This window comes from Pseudomonas sp. KH_046_1, from assembly GCF_057839025.1.
This window is the reverse complement of the sequence record NZ_CM174481.1, coordinates 806,571-819,583: the sequence shown is the minus strand read 5'-3', so window position 1 is coordinate 819,583 and position 13,013 is coordinate 806,571. Positions and strand designations below refer to the sequence as shown.

The window sequence follows — 13,013 nt, the reverse complement described above, 5'->3', positions numbered from 1 at the left end:
TGGATCGAAGCGGACATCCGCCATCTCTCGAAATCCCGAAGCGCTTGACCGGCCTGCCGGCAAGCGCAAACAGGCCCCACGTTAACGATCAGTACTTGATGTCCCTAGCCGTGCGACGGGTATCCTGCTTGGTGCTGCGCTTGTCCTGGCGACATTCCACGTTGCTCTTGTCACTGCCCTTTCTGCACTCATCCTTGGTTTGCCGGGCAGTGGAGCGCCCTTCCTGCCTGGTATCGCGAGCTTCACGCCGTTGTTGACCCTGCTCGGTCGCGTAAGCGGGTAGCGTCACCCACTGCACGCCAGCGGCGACGAGCAGCATCGCCAGGGCTTTCAAGTAGTGCTTGCGAATCATGATTTTTCTCCAATGCCATACCGCTCAGTCGCTTCGTTCGCGCCCCCAGGAATTCAACGAAAACGTGAGTTACATCGTACGCTCACAACTCACAAAAGCACTTTGTGGTACGTGAAATCTGACGATAGGGTCACTTAGGCAGCCGCGCTAGGCTGTTATGTGCATGCTTGCAATATGGGCATCGGTAACGACTAAGCTTTGCAGCTGCCCGCCCGCGAAGAGGCCAGCGAGACCCTCCAGAATATTTTGCATCCACGGTCGCCCCTATCACTGCCATCTCCTCGGAGAAGCCCATGCGCCAAGCCCTCCTGATCATCGACGTACAACCCGGCTTCGACCCGCCGTAGTGGCTGATCGACGGTATCCAGAAGCTGATCGGCACCCTGCCCAGTGTCGCCACGGTCGAGCGCTATGACGAATCCATAACCCCCTTCGAAAAACAGCTCGGCTGGCACCCCGCACCGGACGATGACAGCCTGATCCCAGCCGACCGCATTTTTATCAAGCACGGCTACGCGCCCACACCGGAAACCATCGACTACCTGAAAAGCCTCAACGTCGAACGCGTGCTGGTGTGCGGCCTGCAGACCGAAACCTGCTGCCTGGCGGCGGGGTTTGCGCTGTTTGATGCGGGTTTGCAGCCGACGTTAGTTACGGATTTGACGGTGGGATCATCGCTGGACCGGACGGGTGGGCTAGGGGTCAGGCTTTGGGAGCATCATTTCAAGCACACGGTAAAACTGGCGGATTTGTAAGCTGTTATGTTCACGCAAAAGCCATCGTTTCACTCGAACAATTCACCTAGTTCTTCAAGCGTTGGCAGTGCTGCCGGAATCACAGAACGCTCACAATCCAATGCGCACAAAACACGGGCATACGCGACCATCGCAACAGTGGGTGTACCCTTCTCCACGGCAATAACTTTCTGTCGTGGCAACCCGGAAAGCTCGGCAACTCTTGATTGCGTCAGTCCGTGACTCTTACGCTTTGCACGTATTTGGAGCCCCAGGCGGGATAGCAGGAGAGATTGATCCATGTTCGATTACCGTGACATTGGTGATCAAATGTATTGCATACAGAACATTACTACGAATCGATTTGACTCAGCATCCAAGCGGTTACCCATCTCGACGCCTTCCTCACGTCCTAGGACATTTCCCGCAAAACGCATCGCCTTTCATGAACTGGCGGACGCACTTTCTCGACGATAGCCTTCAAGGGTCGCTGCACATCAGCGATCGGCTTTGACAGGCTGAAAAGTGTACCCTGCACACCTCCCAAATCAGACAGCATGCATTCGCTCATGTAGTCGCGATTATGGCGGCTGTGCGCGGGGCACCTTCGGGTGCACCGGGTTCTCACACTTCCGGTCTGTCAACCCGCGTATAGCTGCCACCCAATCCTGTTTGACAGCAGGGGATGGCAGCTTCTCTAAACAGTGTGAGGAATGCCATCTTGAAAAAGAACAGCCCCAATCCCCCGGAAACCCCAGCCAATTTAGCTGAAGACAAAATCGACTTATCGAAAACCACCGAACCCGCCATCAGCGCCCGTCTCCGCAACCCCAATCACCTCGACCCCGTCAGCCACGTCTTCACCCTGCGCCCCGACATCGACACACCGTCCCTGCTCACTCACGCCAGCGAAACCCTCGCCTCGCTCAACGTCATGAGCACCGACCTTGCCTGCGAGCTTGAGAGTTCGCGTCGCAATATCGCCCTGGCGATCCAGCAGCTGGCCGTGCTGGCGCAATTGCTGGTAAACCGGGCACTGGACAACATCGCGCCGCTCGACGAAGTGGAGGCTTGAGATGGATCGGTACATGCCAATGACCGGCATCGACTGCACCATCGCATCGCTGCTGATCGACACCGAGGCACCGCTGGATGTGCTGCACGAAACAGCCGCCTATCGCATTCGAACCGCGACACAATTGCTGGAGAGCTTCGCGGCTGACGAGGGTGTTTACAGCGAACTGGCGCGGGTGCTGGTCACTTCCCTGCGCGATGGTTGCGATTTGCTGGATGTGGTTGGGCGGCGGTTGCAGATGCAGGTTTGATCCTTGAAAAATGGACGGTCTCATTGAGGTCGTCCAACTCCAGAGCCGCGATCATCAAGCACGCAGCCGCTTAACCCCAACCCCCACCAATATCCCCAACACAATCGACACCAACGGCACCGCTCCCACCCAGGTCAGCGTCGGAAACACCAACAAAATCTGTGAGTCATTGCCACCCAGCATCATCGATGCACCGGTCCCCATCAACACGCCCGCGAGCAAATGCCTGGCCGCTGTCATCGCGGCAAACCGCTGATAGTTGAAGGTGCGGCGATGTAAGGTGTAACAGAGCATGCCCAGCATCAGCATGGCAAACACCGTCACACGCTGGGTGGTCAATGATGTGTCGCCCGGGCCCCAGAACCTTTGCGAGAGATCGTAGAAGAATACGCTGGGCGTCCACAGCGGTTCGAAGGTGTAGAGGGCACTGGTCAAAGCCCCCAGGAGCAGGCTCGACAGCACCAGGTGTCTGTCGCCGTGAATCCGGATCAGGAACAGCAGAATCAGCAGCACGATGCCAATGACCAGCCAGTAATGACGGCTGGTGATCATCGGCATTTGCAGCGCCCGGTGTTCGGGCAGCATGTTCAGGTGATGCCACAGCACGATGCCCAGCACCCAGCCGAGGATGGTAAAGACCTTGTTGAGGTTGCCGCTGGCGAGCTTGGTGAGGGTGCCGACGCTGCACCCGTCGTTGAGCACCGAGGCGAGGCCGAACAGCAACCCGCCACCAACCAGTGACAGATAGCCAACCTCAGGGATGAACAACGGTTGACTGACGCCAGACAAGGCGTAGAGCGGTGCGAGCAAGAGACCGAACAGACCGCAACTGACCAGCGACACGAACAGGGTCGGCCGACGTTTGAGCAGCAGCCCCATGGCATTGACCAGGCACATGCCCATGCGCTGGGACACCCAGCCGATGAGGAACGCCAGCAGCAGCGAAATCAGCAATGAAAACACGGGCCTCCCTGTTTCCGGGTGGTGGCATCAAGTCGATGCCTGACAGACAGATTAGTCGCCGGGCAAACACTTCGGACGAACCACTCAATCCGCAATCGCCCTGCAACCCCTGTCGAATAGGCCTTGGGCAATGTCGACCGCGGCCCGATACCAGATGAATTTTTCTTCACCCCACGCCTCCGTCACTGCCTGTACATTGCACTCGCTCATTCAAGAAACTACGGTTTGCCCGCCCTCCCGCGGGCTTTTTTTTGTCTGCGAATTCGCAATCCGAGACTCACTGAAGGTTTCCTCGGGATCGAGTAGGAGGCGGCTTCACAGCCGCCGTCCTCTCACACCACCGTACGTACGGGTCCGTATACGGCGGTTCAGGTTATGCGGTTAAGCCGTTTTATCGTATCCAGTATTGGGACCAGCCCCAGGCTGTCCCACAGCTTCTTCGGCAGCGCGTGATTCATATGTGACGCTCCCGAATTCCACCATGGCCCGCGCCCGTTGAACGCTGATTTGCAGGCGCGTGCTTCGCTGATCCCCAGACGTATCAGGTTGCGCGCCCTCGTTGGGCGCTGCTTCCATTGACGCCAAATGACACAGCGAAGTTTACGGCGCATCCAGCCATCCAACTCCTCAAGGGGGCGGTTGCTCTGGCTGAGCTTGAAGTAACCCGCCCAACCACGTAACACCGGGTTAATCCGTTCAATGACGCTTGCCATCTTGTGGCCCCGCGCTCCGCGCAGCAGTTCTCTGAGCCGATCGCGCAAGCGATTCAGGCTCATCGTAGCTACTTTCAGCCTCGGCTGTTTATGCAGGCTCATCCCGTAACCCAAGTAATCACACGCCCACGGCCGTGCTACTCGGCTCTTTTCTTGATTCAACGTCAGTTTCAGGCGTTGATTCAGGAAGCGCTCAACCCTGACCAGCACTCGCTCGCCAGCACGACGACTGCGCACATAAATGTTGGCGTCGTCGGCATAGCGTACAAAACGATGGCCCCGCCGTTCCAGTTCGCGGTCGAGTTCATTGAGCAGGATGTTCGACAACAACGGTGAGAGCGGGCCGCCTTGCGGCGTCCCTTCCTGCCGTCGGCTGGCGATCCCGCCCGACATCATTCCCGCTTCGAGATAACGACGGATCAGCATAAGCACACGTTTATCTTCGATTTGACGCTCGATGTAGGCCATCAATACATCGTGGTTGACCCGATCAAAGAACTTCTCCAGATCGAGTTCCACGCACCAGCGGTGGCCCGCCGCCACATGGGCGCGGGCGGTTTCGATGGCTTGATGAGCGCTTCTGCCCGGACGAAAGCCGTAGCTGTAGTCCGAAAACAGCGGATCAAAGATTGGCGTGAGCTGTTGCAGCAGCGCCTGCTGGATCAGGCGATCCACGACGCTGGGGATACCCAGCTGTCTTGTGCCGCCTTTGGGTTTGGGGATATCGACGGCGCGTACACCTTGCGGGTGGTATTCGCCGGCCAACAGCCGAGTCTTGAGGATCGGCCAATACTGTTTCACGTAGCCCGCCAGCTGGTCGACCGTCATGCCATCGGCACCCGGTGCGCCCTTGTTGCTGACCACGCGTTGATACGCACGCTTGAGGTTGGCGGGTGCAAGCACCCGCACCATCAGCGTGTCCGGCTCCGCGTTCGTCCACGCCACAGACGCCGTCGATGTTTGCGCCCTGTCAGCCTTCATCCTCGGATACCGTCCAGGACCTGGGGTAACAGTTTTCTCTTGGAGAATATTCTGCGTTTCAACATTCGACGAGACTCTGACGCCTACTGGCGGCATAACCTGTTCGGCCCTTGGTGACGCGGTAATCCGCCACTTACTACGGCCTCAGCTGACTTCTGTGGGCTCATCCCGTCGCCTCTCGACGCTCGGTAGCACAGTGGCAAACCCACAGATCTCCCAGGGTAATTCGCGCGACCTTCCTGCTTATGCCTGTCGGATCTACGTCACAGCGTTCCGTGCAAGTATTGGGCTTTGAAGATATTGGCCTTCTTACCCCGCTGCGCCGCCTCTATCCGCTTCCTGTTCGTCAGGCCAGCATTTTGCCTCGGGCTTCCTTCAGATTCGCAGTCGCCCGCGACACCCTTGCCTCTGGCTAACACTTCCCCTTGCCGGGTGTGTAGAGGACTTACACCTCCAAGTCACCAGCGAGGCCACCACAGCCAAGCTGGTTGCGCTTCGCGCAACGCGCCATGCCTGGCGCACCAACAAAAAAACCGCACCCCTTTCGAGATGCGGTTTTTGCGGTCCAACGCCACTCAATTCACAGATTGAGGCTGAGCCGCCAACACCGGTTGTTCCGCTCTGGTGAGCACCGGCTGTTCCAGCCTCGCTCGCCCGTAAAACGCCAGCGCCGTCAGCAAACACGCCAGCCACACGAAGATCCCGGCCCAGAAGGTGTGGGACATGTAGTGCCACCCTTGCAATACCCGTGTGGTGCCATAGATGAAACCGAGGGTCAGCGAGCCGTACATGATCGCTTTCGAATAGCGCCAGCGATAACGGCGAGCCACGAAGTACAACGCCAGCATGGTGAAACCGCCCGACGCATGTCCGCCCGGCCAGCAGCGCCCCTCGCCAGCAACTTTCAGCAGGTCGAAACTTTCATACCACTCAATGTGCTCCATCTTGCCGCCGTACTGGGTCGTCTCGATCGGGCAATACACGCTGGTGTGGCCCTTGAGGTAGTGAATGACCCCTGTACTGATGGAGAACGCGAACACCACGTAGAGAAAGTCGCGTCGGTGGCGGTTGGCAAAACGCAGCACCGGTGCGACTTTGATTTTTTCCAGGAAGGCGATGATTTTCGCGTGCTTTTCGGCCTTCAGGCGCGGCCAGAGAAACGACAGCAAGGCACCGATAATCGCAATTTCACCGGTCCAGTTCGGAATGATCCGCGCCCATTTATGGGTGATTTTTTCGAACAGATGGACCTGGTCCAACGGGTACGTCTGCGTCACCGGATCAAAAAAGTAATTGTTGAAGGCGATGTCGATACTGGTCATGTCGAACATCAGGAACACCGCGACCGCGCAGGCCAGCGGAATACCGAAATTCATCCAGTAAAAGCGGGAAGCGGTCGGCATGCTCAGTCCTGATTCGAAGGGATGGTGAAATTCAACGGGGCGTCACGGTCGGCCAATCCGAAGCTTCGATAAAGCCAAGCATGCGCGGAGTGTGCGGCGTTTCGGCGGAGATAAACAAAGAGGCCCCGTAACCCAGGGTCGACGTCGGCAAATGGAGGTCTTTTTCCAGTTGGTCCATGCATTCGCTGTGGGTCACCAGAATCAGGTTGCGCCCGGCCACCTTGTGCGCCAACGCGTCGCGCAGCATGGTGCCCTTGCAACTGATCAACCAGTCTTCGCCCGTGCCGACCTTGTTGAACATGAAACTGGCGGTCTGCGCCGTACGCAGAATCGGGCTGTTGTAGATATCGGCCTTGTCCAGGCCCAGGTTCTGGAAGTGCGCACCGACACCCATGGCGACACGGCGCGAGCGCTCGGTAATGCCATCGTTGCCAACCAGGCAAGGCGCCGAGGAGTGATCACAGCGCTCGACGTGGCGCACCAGCACGATCAGGTCGCCCTTGGCCCATCCGGTCATCAACGCCTGTGCACCGGTTACATTGCCGTGAGCCAGGTCTGCAACGGCGGCAGGTCGCAGCAGGAACACCGTCAACGGGATCACCAGCAACGCCGAGGCCAACACCACCGCAGCGTTGCGATAACGGGCGAAGCGGCTCAGATCGATCGAGCGTTTTATCCCGAAAAGACTCAGTCTTAATTCCACATCAAGCCGCCTCGCCGGCACGCACTACCTCATTAGATCCCGGCAGGTTAAGGAAAGGCGCGTCGGTGACTGGTGAAACGCATGTGAAAAAAAGCTTAAAAGCGCTGTAAAAATTTTGTTACAGAATCCGTTCGGAAAAATCCTTTCAGCTCCCGGGATTGCTGCCGATACATCCTGCTTACACAGCTTGGCGGCTTCCAAAAAAAACAATCTTCCAGCCAACCGACGATAAAGAAGTACCAAGTTCCTGGAGGAATGAGATGAATAGCTGGTTCGGCAACATCAGCGTGAACCTGAAACTGGGCCTGGGGTTTGGCCTGGTCCTGGCACTGACCTGTGTCCTCGCCCTGACCGGCTGGACCAGCCTGGGCGGGTTGATCGACCGTAGCAACTGGATGAGCGACATCACCCAGCTCAACGCCGGTCTGACCAAGCTGCGCGTGGTTCGCCTGCAATACATGCTGACCAACGGCGACGAAACCGCCGCGCAGAACGTGCAGACCACCCTCGACGCCTTCTCGGCCCAGCAGCAAGCCCTGCTGGCGAAGTTCAAGAGCCCGGAAAACCTCAAGCTGCTGCGCGAGCAAGGCGCCGTCATCGACGCCTACAGGACGTCCCTGGGCAAGATGCGCAGCGCCTATCGCGCCGGCAACAGCGCCCGCGACGCCATGAGTGCCAACGCCGAAACCGCCAACACGCTGATCAATGACATCAATACCCGCGTGCAACAAATGCCGTTGAGCGACCAGCGCTTCGAACAGTTCCAGGCCATCACCGCGGCCAAGGAAGCGTTCCTGCTGGCGCGCTACGAAGTGCGCGGCTACACCGCCAGTACCAATGCCGAGACCGAGCAAAAAGCCGTCGGCCAACTGGACGCCGCCATCGCCAGCCTGAAACCGCTGAACGTGCATTTCGCCGACTCCCGGCAAGACGCCCTGCGTCAGCTGGAAACTGCGCTGGGCAACTACCGCAGCGCCTTGCAGGCCTACAAGGCCGCCAGCAATGACGCGGTGCAAGCGCGCCAGGAAATGACCGACCAGGGCGCCGCCATCGTGTCCCAGAGCGATCAGCTGTACCAGATCCAGCTCGACCGCCGTGACGCCGAAAGCGCCCGGGCGCGCACTCTACAACTGATCAGCACATTACTGGCACTGCTGGTGGGCGTCATTGCCGCCGTGGTCATCACTCGCCAGATCACCCGGCCATTGCGCGAAACCCTGGCGGTGGTCGATCGCATCGCCAGCGGTGATCTGTCCCACAACGTGCTGGTCACCCGTCGCGACGAACTCGGCGTGTTGCAGCAAGGCATCGCTCGCATGGGCGTGACCCTGCGCGACTTGATCAGCGGCATCCGCGACGGCGTGACCCAGATCGCCAGCGCCGCTGAAGAGCTGTCGGCCGTGACCGAGCAGACCAGCGCCGGGGTCAACAGTCAGAAAGTCGAGACCGATCAGGTCGCGACCGCCATGCACGAGATGACCGCCACCGTGCAGGAAGTCGCGCGCAACGCCGAAGACGCCTCGCAAGCTGCTGCGGCGGCCGACGGCGAAGCCCGTGAAGGGGACAAAGTGGTCAATGAAGCCATCGCCCAGATCGAGCGCCTGGCCAGTGAAGTGGTGCGCTCCACCGAAGCCATGAGCGTACTGCAACGGGAAAGCGACAAGATCGGCAGCGTCATGGACGTGATCAAGGCCGTGGCCGAGCAAACCAACCTGCTGGCACTCAATGCCGCCATCGAAGCAGCTCGCGCCGGTGAAGCCGGTCGTGGTTTTGCGGTGGTGGCCGACGAGGTCCGCGGCCTGGCCCAGCGTACGCAGAAATCCACCGAGGAAATCGAAGGCCTGGTGGCCGGCCTGCAGAACGGCACGCAACAAGTGTCGGCGGTGATGAACAACAGTCGCGTCCTCACCGACAGCAGCGTGGCCCTGACCCGCAAGGCCGGCGAGTCACTGGAGAACATCACCCGCACGGTGTCCAACATCCAGTCGATGAACCAGCAGATCGCCGCCGCTGCCGAACAGCAAAGCGCCGTGGCCGAAGAGATCAGCCGCAGCATCATCAACGTGCGTGACGTGTCTGAACAGACCGCTGCGGCGAGCGATGAGACCGCCAAGTCCAGCATTGAACTGGCGCGGTTGGGTGGTCAATTGCAGCAGATGGTGAGCCACTTCCGCGTCTGACATTCGCCTTGCCGTGAATGAAAGATCCCTTCGCGAGCAGGCTGAACTGGTCAAGTAATCCCGGACACCGGTTACGGTGTTTATGCCGCTTTTTGCTCCATGGCTATTGGCGACAGGTAGTTGTTGTAGCTGTGGAGCCTGGTGCGGTTGTAGTACAGGAAGAAACGCACCATATCGGTTTTTGCTTCCTCGATCTTGCTGTAGCCACTACGAGGCACCCATTCTGATTTCAGCGTGCCGAAAAAACGCTCCGTTGGAGCATTGTCCCAGCACTGCCCGCGATGACTCATGCTTTGCAAAATGCCATGACGCTTCAGTTCTTCTTGAAACTTGCGACTGGTGTACTGACAGCCCTGATCTGAATGGAACATCAGTCCAGGAGGACACGCTCGCACCTCTGTCGCCATGCGTAGCGCCTTGCTGACCAAGTTGGCGTCATTGACCAGCGAAAACGCCCAGCCAATGACGCGGCGAGCAAACAAATCGATCACGATGGCCAGATGAACCCAGCGCTCGCCCACCATCAAGCTGGTAACGTCGCCACACCAGACCTGATCAACTGCAGTCGGCTTAAAATTGCGCTTGAGTCGATTGGGCGCGACAAATGCTTCAACGCCTTTGGATCTGAATGGGTGAGGCTGGCGTTGTTTACTGACAATGTTGGCCTCCCTCATTAGCGCCCTGACAAGGCCTCTTCCGATCGCGATGTTTTGGGACTTCAGGTTCTTGCTGATCATTCTGGAACCCATGGCTTCCCGGCTTTCGCTGTGCAGTTCAACCACTTTCAGCTTGAGGTCTTCGCGTCTGATCCGCGGTTTGGCTCGCCGCTGAAGCCACTCATAAAAGCTGCTGCGCTTCACATCGAAAACACGACACACAATGGCAGTCGGGAATGACTCTCTTAGTTCCGCAATCATCGAAAACGATCGGGATCCGACATCAAGAGAGCGGTAGCCTTTTTTAAGATCTCGGCTTCCATTTCCATGCGTTTGATCTTGGCCTTTAGTTCCTGGATCTGGCGCTGATCTTCGGTAATCGCCTTGGTGCCTTTGACTGGCTGTCCCTCGCGTTCCTTGCGAACCTGATCGACCCAACGCCGTAAAGCGGTAGGGCCGATATCCAGCGATGCACACACTTCTGGAACCGGGCAGTTATCATCAAGCACCATGCTGGCAGCATGCAGCTTGAACTCGCGGGTATAGACCTTTCTTTCGTTCATGGAACCTCCAAGTTGGCGAAATCATATCGCCCTTAAGAGGTGTCCGGAATTATTAGGCCAGTTCAGGCTCGCTCCCACAGGTAAGGTGTCGAACACAGATTCTGTGAACGACCCAAAACCCTGTGGGAGCGAGCTTGCTCGCGATTGCATTCTGGATGACTGCGAAGATGCTCACGCCTCCCAAGGATTGATGACCTCAATCCCGGGAAACCCGAAGTCTCGAATATTGCGGGTGGCTATAGCAGCCCCATGGCTTCGGCAAATGGCAGCAATTTGCGCATCGGCCATTGAAACCGCACGCCCATTGGCTTCAGCACCTGCCGTCAGCGTTGCGTACTCAACAGCGGCATGAGCATCGAACGGCAAAATGCGTCCGGCAAAGTCCTCTTCGAACATGGCCATGGCATGGGCTTCAAGTTTCTGTTTGCGCTTGCCAGAAGGCAGGCGTGCGATGCCGTGGAGTATTTCCGCCACCGTTACCGCACTGACTGCCAGATCCATCGATGGCTGCGCATCAACCCAGGCAAGCACCCGGGTTTCAGGCTCGACTCGCATAAACTCTGAAAGAACGTTGGTATCGAGCACGATCATTCAGAAAAATCCACCGCCGTCGCTTTCTCTGAACGCTCTGGCAGATCGAGCTCGACTCCGCCGATAGCGCTGAATCGGTTGCGGATCCTGCTTCCAAGTCCACCGGCGCGATCAACAGTCGCCAAGGCCCTGCCCAGAATCAGGCGAGCCTCCTCTTCCATGGAATGTCCGTTATGAGCCGCCGTGATGCGCAGCTGCTCCTTGAGCTTCTCATCAAGGTTTCTAATTGTGATGCTGGCCATGATGCCCCCTGCAATCAATGAAATCATTGATTGCAGGCTAGCACATCCTGGCCAACCAAAACCCGGCCATCCTCCGAATGGCCAACATCACCGCGTCCCGCGCTGGCGCAATGCCGACGGCATGAAGTACGCGTCTTCCGGCACCGGTTGGGCGAAATCCACTGTGGCCGGCTCTTCGTTATCCAGGTTCTGCACGTAGTAACGACGCGCCTGCAAGTCATGGAATACGTCCAGCGCACTCCAGGTGGTGGGCAGGTCGTAGAAGTTTTTCAGGTAGGCCATCGACACCCGCCACAACTCCCCTCGCCCGTCGTATTGATCCACCAATGCGGCGCCCCAACTGTCCTCGTCGAGAAACAGCACGCGCTTGGAATAGATATGCCGCGCGCCCGGCTTAAGCGTGCCTTCGACCACCCAGACCCGATGCAGCTCATAACGGGTGAATTGCGGGTTGAGGTGGCCCGGTATAAGCAACTGCTCGTACTTCACCTCAGGGCTGCCGACTTTGTAATTGTTATAGGGAATGTAGACCTCTTGCTTGCCCTTGAGCTTCCAGTCGTAGCGGTCTGGCGAGCCGTTGAACATGTCCGTATCGTCCGCCGTGCGCAGGCCGTCGGATGAGGCGATCGGGGTGTCATACGCGAGGTTCGGCGCCCGGCGCACACGGCGTTGGCCCGCGTCGTAGACCCAGGCCTGACGCGGGTCCTTGAGCTGGTCCAGGGTCTCGTGAACCAGTGCCGCACCGCCCGCCAGCCGGGCCGGGCTCTTCACGAATGCCAGGTAGTAGAACAGGATGTTTTTCAGGTCGGCAAACTGCCCGCCCGGGCGGTAATAGTTGAAGAGCCCTTCCTGCTGCGAGGTCACGAGCGCGAAGCTGCCGTTGCGTTGCACCGGCGCTTCGGAGGCACGACGGACCACATAGATGCCGCGATAACGGGTGATGTGGTTCGACAGCACCTCGATGCCATCCTTGGGCACCGGGAACGGCACACCGCCATAGGCATCGGCAAAACCGGTCCCGCCATCGAGCAGCTTGGCCGAGGTCGCATTTTTCAAGGTGTTGTCATACAGCCACTGCGGCGCCGAGCCCGACCGGCGAGAGGGATAGACCGGCATCTGGAAGGTGTCGGGGTAGCTGTTGAACAGTGCGATCTGACCCGGGCTGAGGTGGGCCTTGTACTGTTCAAGGTTGGCCTTGGTGATGGTGAACAGCGGCTTGTCCGCCGCATAGGGGTCCAGGTGATGCTGGCCGGGTTTGTAGCCCGCCGGCGCCTGGGTGATACCGCCGTTCCACGCCGGAATGGTCCCGGCCGCGTTGCCGGCACGCTCGGCCCCCATCGGCGTCAGCGTGGTCTTCAATTGCTCGGCTTGCTGGGGCGTGACCGCGGCGAGTGCGCTGCTGGCGGCCAGGCTCAGGAACAGCGCCAGCGTGGTCTTGGTCAGTCGTGAAGTGTGAAACATGATCGTTCTCCGAAATAAAGGCCGCAGGTCTGCAACACACAGCAGATCCCCTGTGGGAGCGAGCCTGCTCGCGAAAGCGGTATGTCAGGCGGCATCTGTATTGGCTGTGCGGCCCTCTTCGCGAGCAGGCTCGCTCCCACAGGGGC

The 13,013-nt window shown here is 58.6% G+C and carries 15 protein-coding genes and 1 pseudogene; 5 read left to right on the top strand and 11 right to left on the bottom strand.

Features of this window, described 5'->3' with window-relative positions:
* Positions 1–88: 88 nt before the first annotated feature.
* A complete protein-coding gene (locus AC3IT9_RS03620; protein ID WP_150727513.1) occupies positions 89–352 on the bottom strand; it encodes a hypothetical protein in 264 nt (87 codons plus the stop codon).
* A 350-nt stretch (positions 353–702) separates the two neighbouring features.
* Between AC3IT9_RS03620 and AC3IT9_RS03615 the strand changes: the two genes are divergently transcribed.
* Positions 703–1,107 (top strand): isochorismatase family protein, encoded by a 405-nt coding sequence (locus tag AC3IT9_RS03615; protein ID WP_489273479.1) that lies wholly within the window; start codon positions 703–705, stop codon positions 1,105–1,107.
* Positions 1,108–1,136: 29 nt separating this feature from the next.
* On the opposite strand, the gene AC3IT9_RS03610 is transcribed toward AC3IT9_RS03615, so the two are convergent.
* A complete protein-coding gene (locus tag AC3IT9_RS03610) occupies positions 1,137–1,388 on the bottom strand; it encodes a helix-turn-helix domain-containing protein (RefSeq protein ID WP_489272070.1) in 252 nt (83 codons plus the stop codon).
* A 419-nt stretch (positions 1,389–1,807) separates the two neighbouring features.
* Between AC3IT9_RS03610 and AC3IT9_RS03605 the strand changes: the two genes are divergently transcribed.
* Together AC3IT9_RS03605 and AC3IT9_RS03600 are read left to right on the top strand one after the other, a co-directional pair.
* Positions 1,808–2,161, top strand: a complete 354-nt coding sequence (locus tag AC3IT9_RS03605; RefSeq protein ID WP_150754309.1) for a DUF6124 family protein — start codon at positions 1,808–1,810, stop codon at positions 2,159–2,161.
* A gap of 1 nt (position 2,162) precedes the next feature.
* Entirely contained in the window at positions 2,163–2,411 is a 249-nt protein-coding gene (locus AC3IT9_RS03600; protein WP_150727517.1) for a hypothetical protein, read from the top strand.
* Positions 2,412–2,465: 54 nt separating this feature from the next.
* On the opposite strand, the gene AC3IT9_RS03595 is transcribed toward AC3IT9_RS03600, so the two are convergent.
* The 4 genes from AC3IT9_RS03595 to pmrG form a co-directional block, all read right to left on the bottom strand.
* Positions 2,466–3,374 (bottom strand): YeeE/YedE thiosulfate transporter family protein, encoded by a 909-nt coding sequence (locus tag AC3IT9_RS03595; RefSeq protein WP_150754308.1) that lies wholly within the window; start codon positions 3,372–3,374, stop codon positions 2,466–2,468.
* Between the two features lie 368 nt (positions 3,375–3,742).
* On the bottom strand, positions 3,743–5,164 hold the full coding sequence (gene ltrA / locus AC3IT9_RS03590) for a group II intron reverse transcriptase/maturase (protein ID WP_151213490.1): 1,422 nt from the start codon (positions 5,162–5,164) through the stop codon (positions 3,743–3,745).
* A 479-nt stretch (positions 5,165–5,643) separates the two neighbouring features.
* Complete coding sequence (locus tag AC3IT9_RS03585; RefSeq protein ID WP_489272068.1) at positions 5,644–6,471, bottom strand: phosphatase PAP2 family protein; 828 nt, start codon at positions 6,469–6,471, stop codon at positions 5,644–5,646.
* Between the two features lie 31 nt (positions 6,472–6,502).
* On the bottom strand, positions 6,503–7,174 hold the full coding sequence (gene pmrG, locus AC3IT9_RS03580) for a lipopolysaccharide core heptose(II)-phosphate phosphatase PmrG (RefSeq protein WP_489272067.1): 672 nt from the start codon (positions 7,172–7,174) through the stop codon (positions 6,503–6,505).
* Between the two features lie 260 nt (positions 7,175–7,434).
* Here pmrG and AC3IT9_RS03575 point away from each other — a divergent pair.
* Both AC3IT9_RS03575 and AC3IT9_RS03570 read left to right on the top strand, forming a co-directional pair.
* Positions 7,435–8,496 (top strand): annotated as a pseudogene (locus AC3IT9_RS03575) (methyl-accepting chemotaxis protein); the annotation flags it as partial.
* Positions 8,491–9,354 (top strand): methyl-accepting chemotaxis protein, encoded by an 864-nt coding sequence (locus AC3IT9_RS03570; protein WP_489273478.1) that lies wholly within the window; start codon positions 8,491–8,493, stop codon positions 9,352–9,354. The pseudogene AC3IT9_RS03575 and the gene AC3IT9_RS03570, both read left to right, overlap by 6 nt.
* Before the next feature lie 80 nt (positions 9,355–9,434).
* Here the strand turns inward: AC3IT9_RS03570 and AC3IT9_RS03565 are convergent, their stop codons facing one another.
* From AC3IT9_RS03565 to AC3IT9_RS03545, 5 genes are all read right to left on the bottom strand, one after another.
* A complete protein-coding gene (locus AC3IT9_RS03565; protein ID WP_224789174.1) occupies positions 9,435–10,271 on the bottom strand; it encodes an IS3 family transposase in 837 nt (278 codons plus the stop codon).
* The gene (locus AC3IT9_RS03560; RefSeq protein ID WP_150753137.1) at positions 10,268–10,573 is read right to left on the bottom strand and encodes a transposase; all 306 of its coding nucleotides are present in this window, start codon (positions 10,571–10,573) and stop codon (positions 10,268–10,270) included. Before AC3IT9_RS03560 ends, AC3IT9_RS03565 begins: the two co-directional genes overlap by 4 nt.
* Positions 10,574–10,744: 171 nt before the next feature.
* Positions 10,745–11,164 (bottom strand): type II toxin-antitoxin system VapC family toxin, encoded by a 420-nt coding sequence (locus AC3IT9_RS03555; RefSeq protein WP_150728357.1) that lies wholly within the window; start codon positions 11,162–11,164, stop codon positions 10,745–10,747.
* Entirely contained in the window at positions 11,161–11,406 is a 246-nt protein-coding gene (locus tag AC3IT9_RS03550) for a FitA-like ribbon-helix-helix domain-containing protein (RefSeq protein ID WP_150754304.1), read from the bottom strand. The genes AC3IT9_RS03555 and AC3IT9_RS03550 overlap by 4 nt, the downstream gene beginning before the upstream one ends.
* An 87-nt stretch (positions 11,407–11,493) precedes the next feature.
* Entirely contained in the window at positions 11,494–12,867 is a 1,374-nt protein-coding gene (locus AC3IT9_RS03545; protein ID WP_489272065.1) for a DUF1329 domain-containing protein, read from the bottom strand.
* Positions 12,868–13,013 lie beyond the last annotated feature (146 nt).

Excerpts from the sequence above, each read along its gene's own strand:
- AC3IT9_RS03560 (WP_150753137.1), bottom strand. The coding sequence starts at position 10,573 with ATGAACGAAAGAAAGGTCTATACCCGCGAGTTCAAGCTGCATGCTGCC.
- AC3IT9_RS03545 (WP_489272065.1), bottom strand. The coding sequence starts at position 12,867 with ATGTTTCACACTTCACGACTGACCAAGACCACGCTGGCGCTGTTCCTG.
- AC3IT9_RS03555 (WP_150728357.1), bottom strand. The coding sequence starts at position 11,164 with ATGATCGTGCTCGATACCAACGTTCTTTCAGAGTTTATGCGAGTCGAG.
- AC3IT9_RS03570 (WP_489273478.1), top strand. The coding sequence starts at position 8,491 with ATGGGCGTGACCCTGCGCGACTTGATCAGCGGCATCCGCGACGGCGTG.
- AC3IT9_RS03600 (WP_150727517.1), top strand. The coding sequence starts at position 2,163 with ATGGATCGGTACATGCCAATGACCGGCATCGACTGCACCATCGCATCG.
- AC3IT9_RS03610 (WP_489272070.1), bottom strand. The coding sequence starts at position 1,388 with ATGGATCAATCTCTCCTGCTATCCCGCCTGGGGCTCCAAATACGTGCA.
- AC3IT9_RS03550 (WP_150754304.1), bottom strand. The coding sequence starts at position 11,406 with ATGGCCAGCATCACAATTAGAAACCTTGATGAGAAGCTCAAGGAGCAG.
- AC3IT9_RS03565 (WP_224789174.1), bottom strand. The coding sequence starts at position 10,271 with ATGATTGCGGAACTAAGAGAGTCATTCCCGACTGCCATTGTGTGTCGT.
- ltrA (WP_151213490.1), bottom strand. The coding sequence starts at position 5,164 with ATGCCGCCAGTAGGCGTCAGAGTCTCGTCGAATGTTGAAACGCAGAAT.
- AC3IT9_RS03585 (WP_489272068.1), bottom strand. The coding sequence starts at position 6,471 with ATGCCGACCGCTTCCCGCTTTTACTGGATGAATTTCGGTATTCCGCTG.
- AC3IT9_RS03620 (WP_150727513.1), bottom strand. The coding sequence starts at position 352 with ATGATTCGCAAGCACTACTTGAAAGCCCTGGCGATGCTGCTCGTCGCC.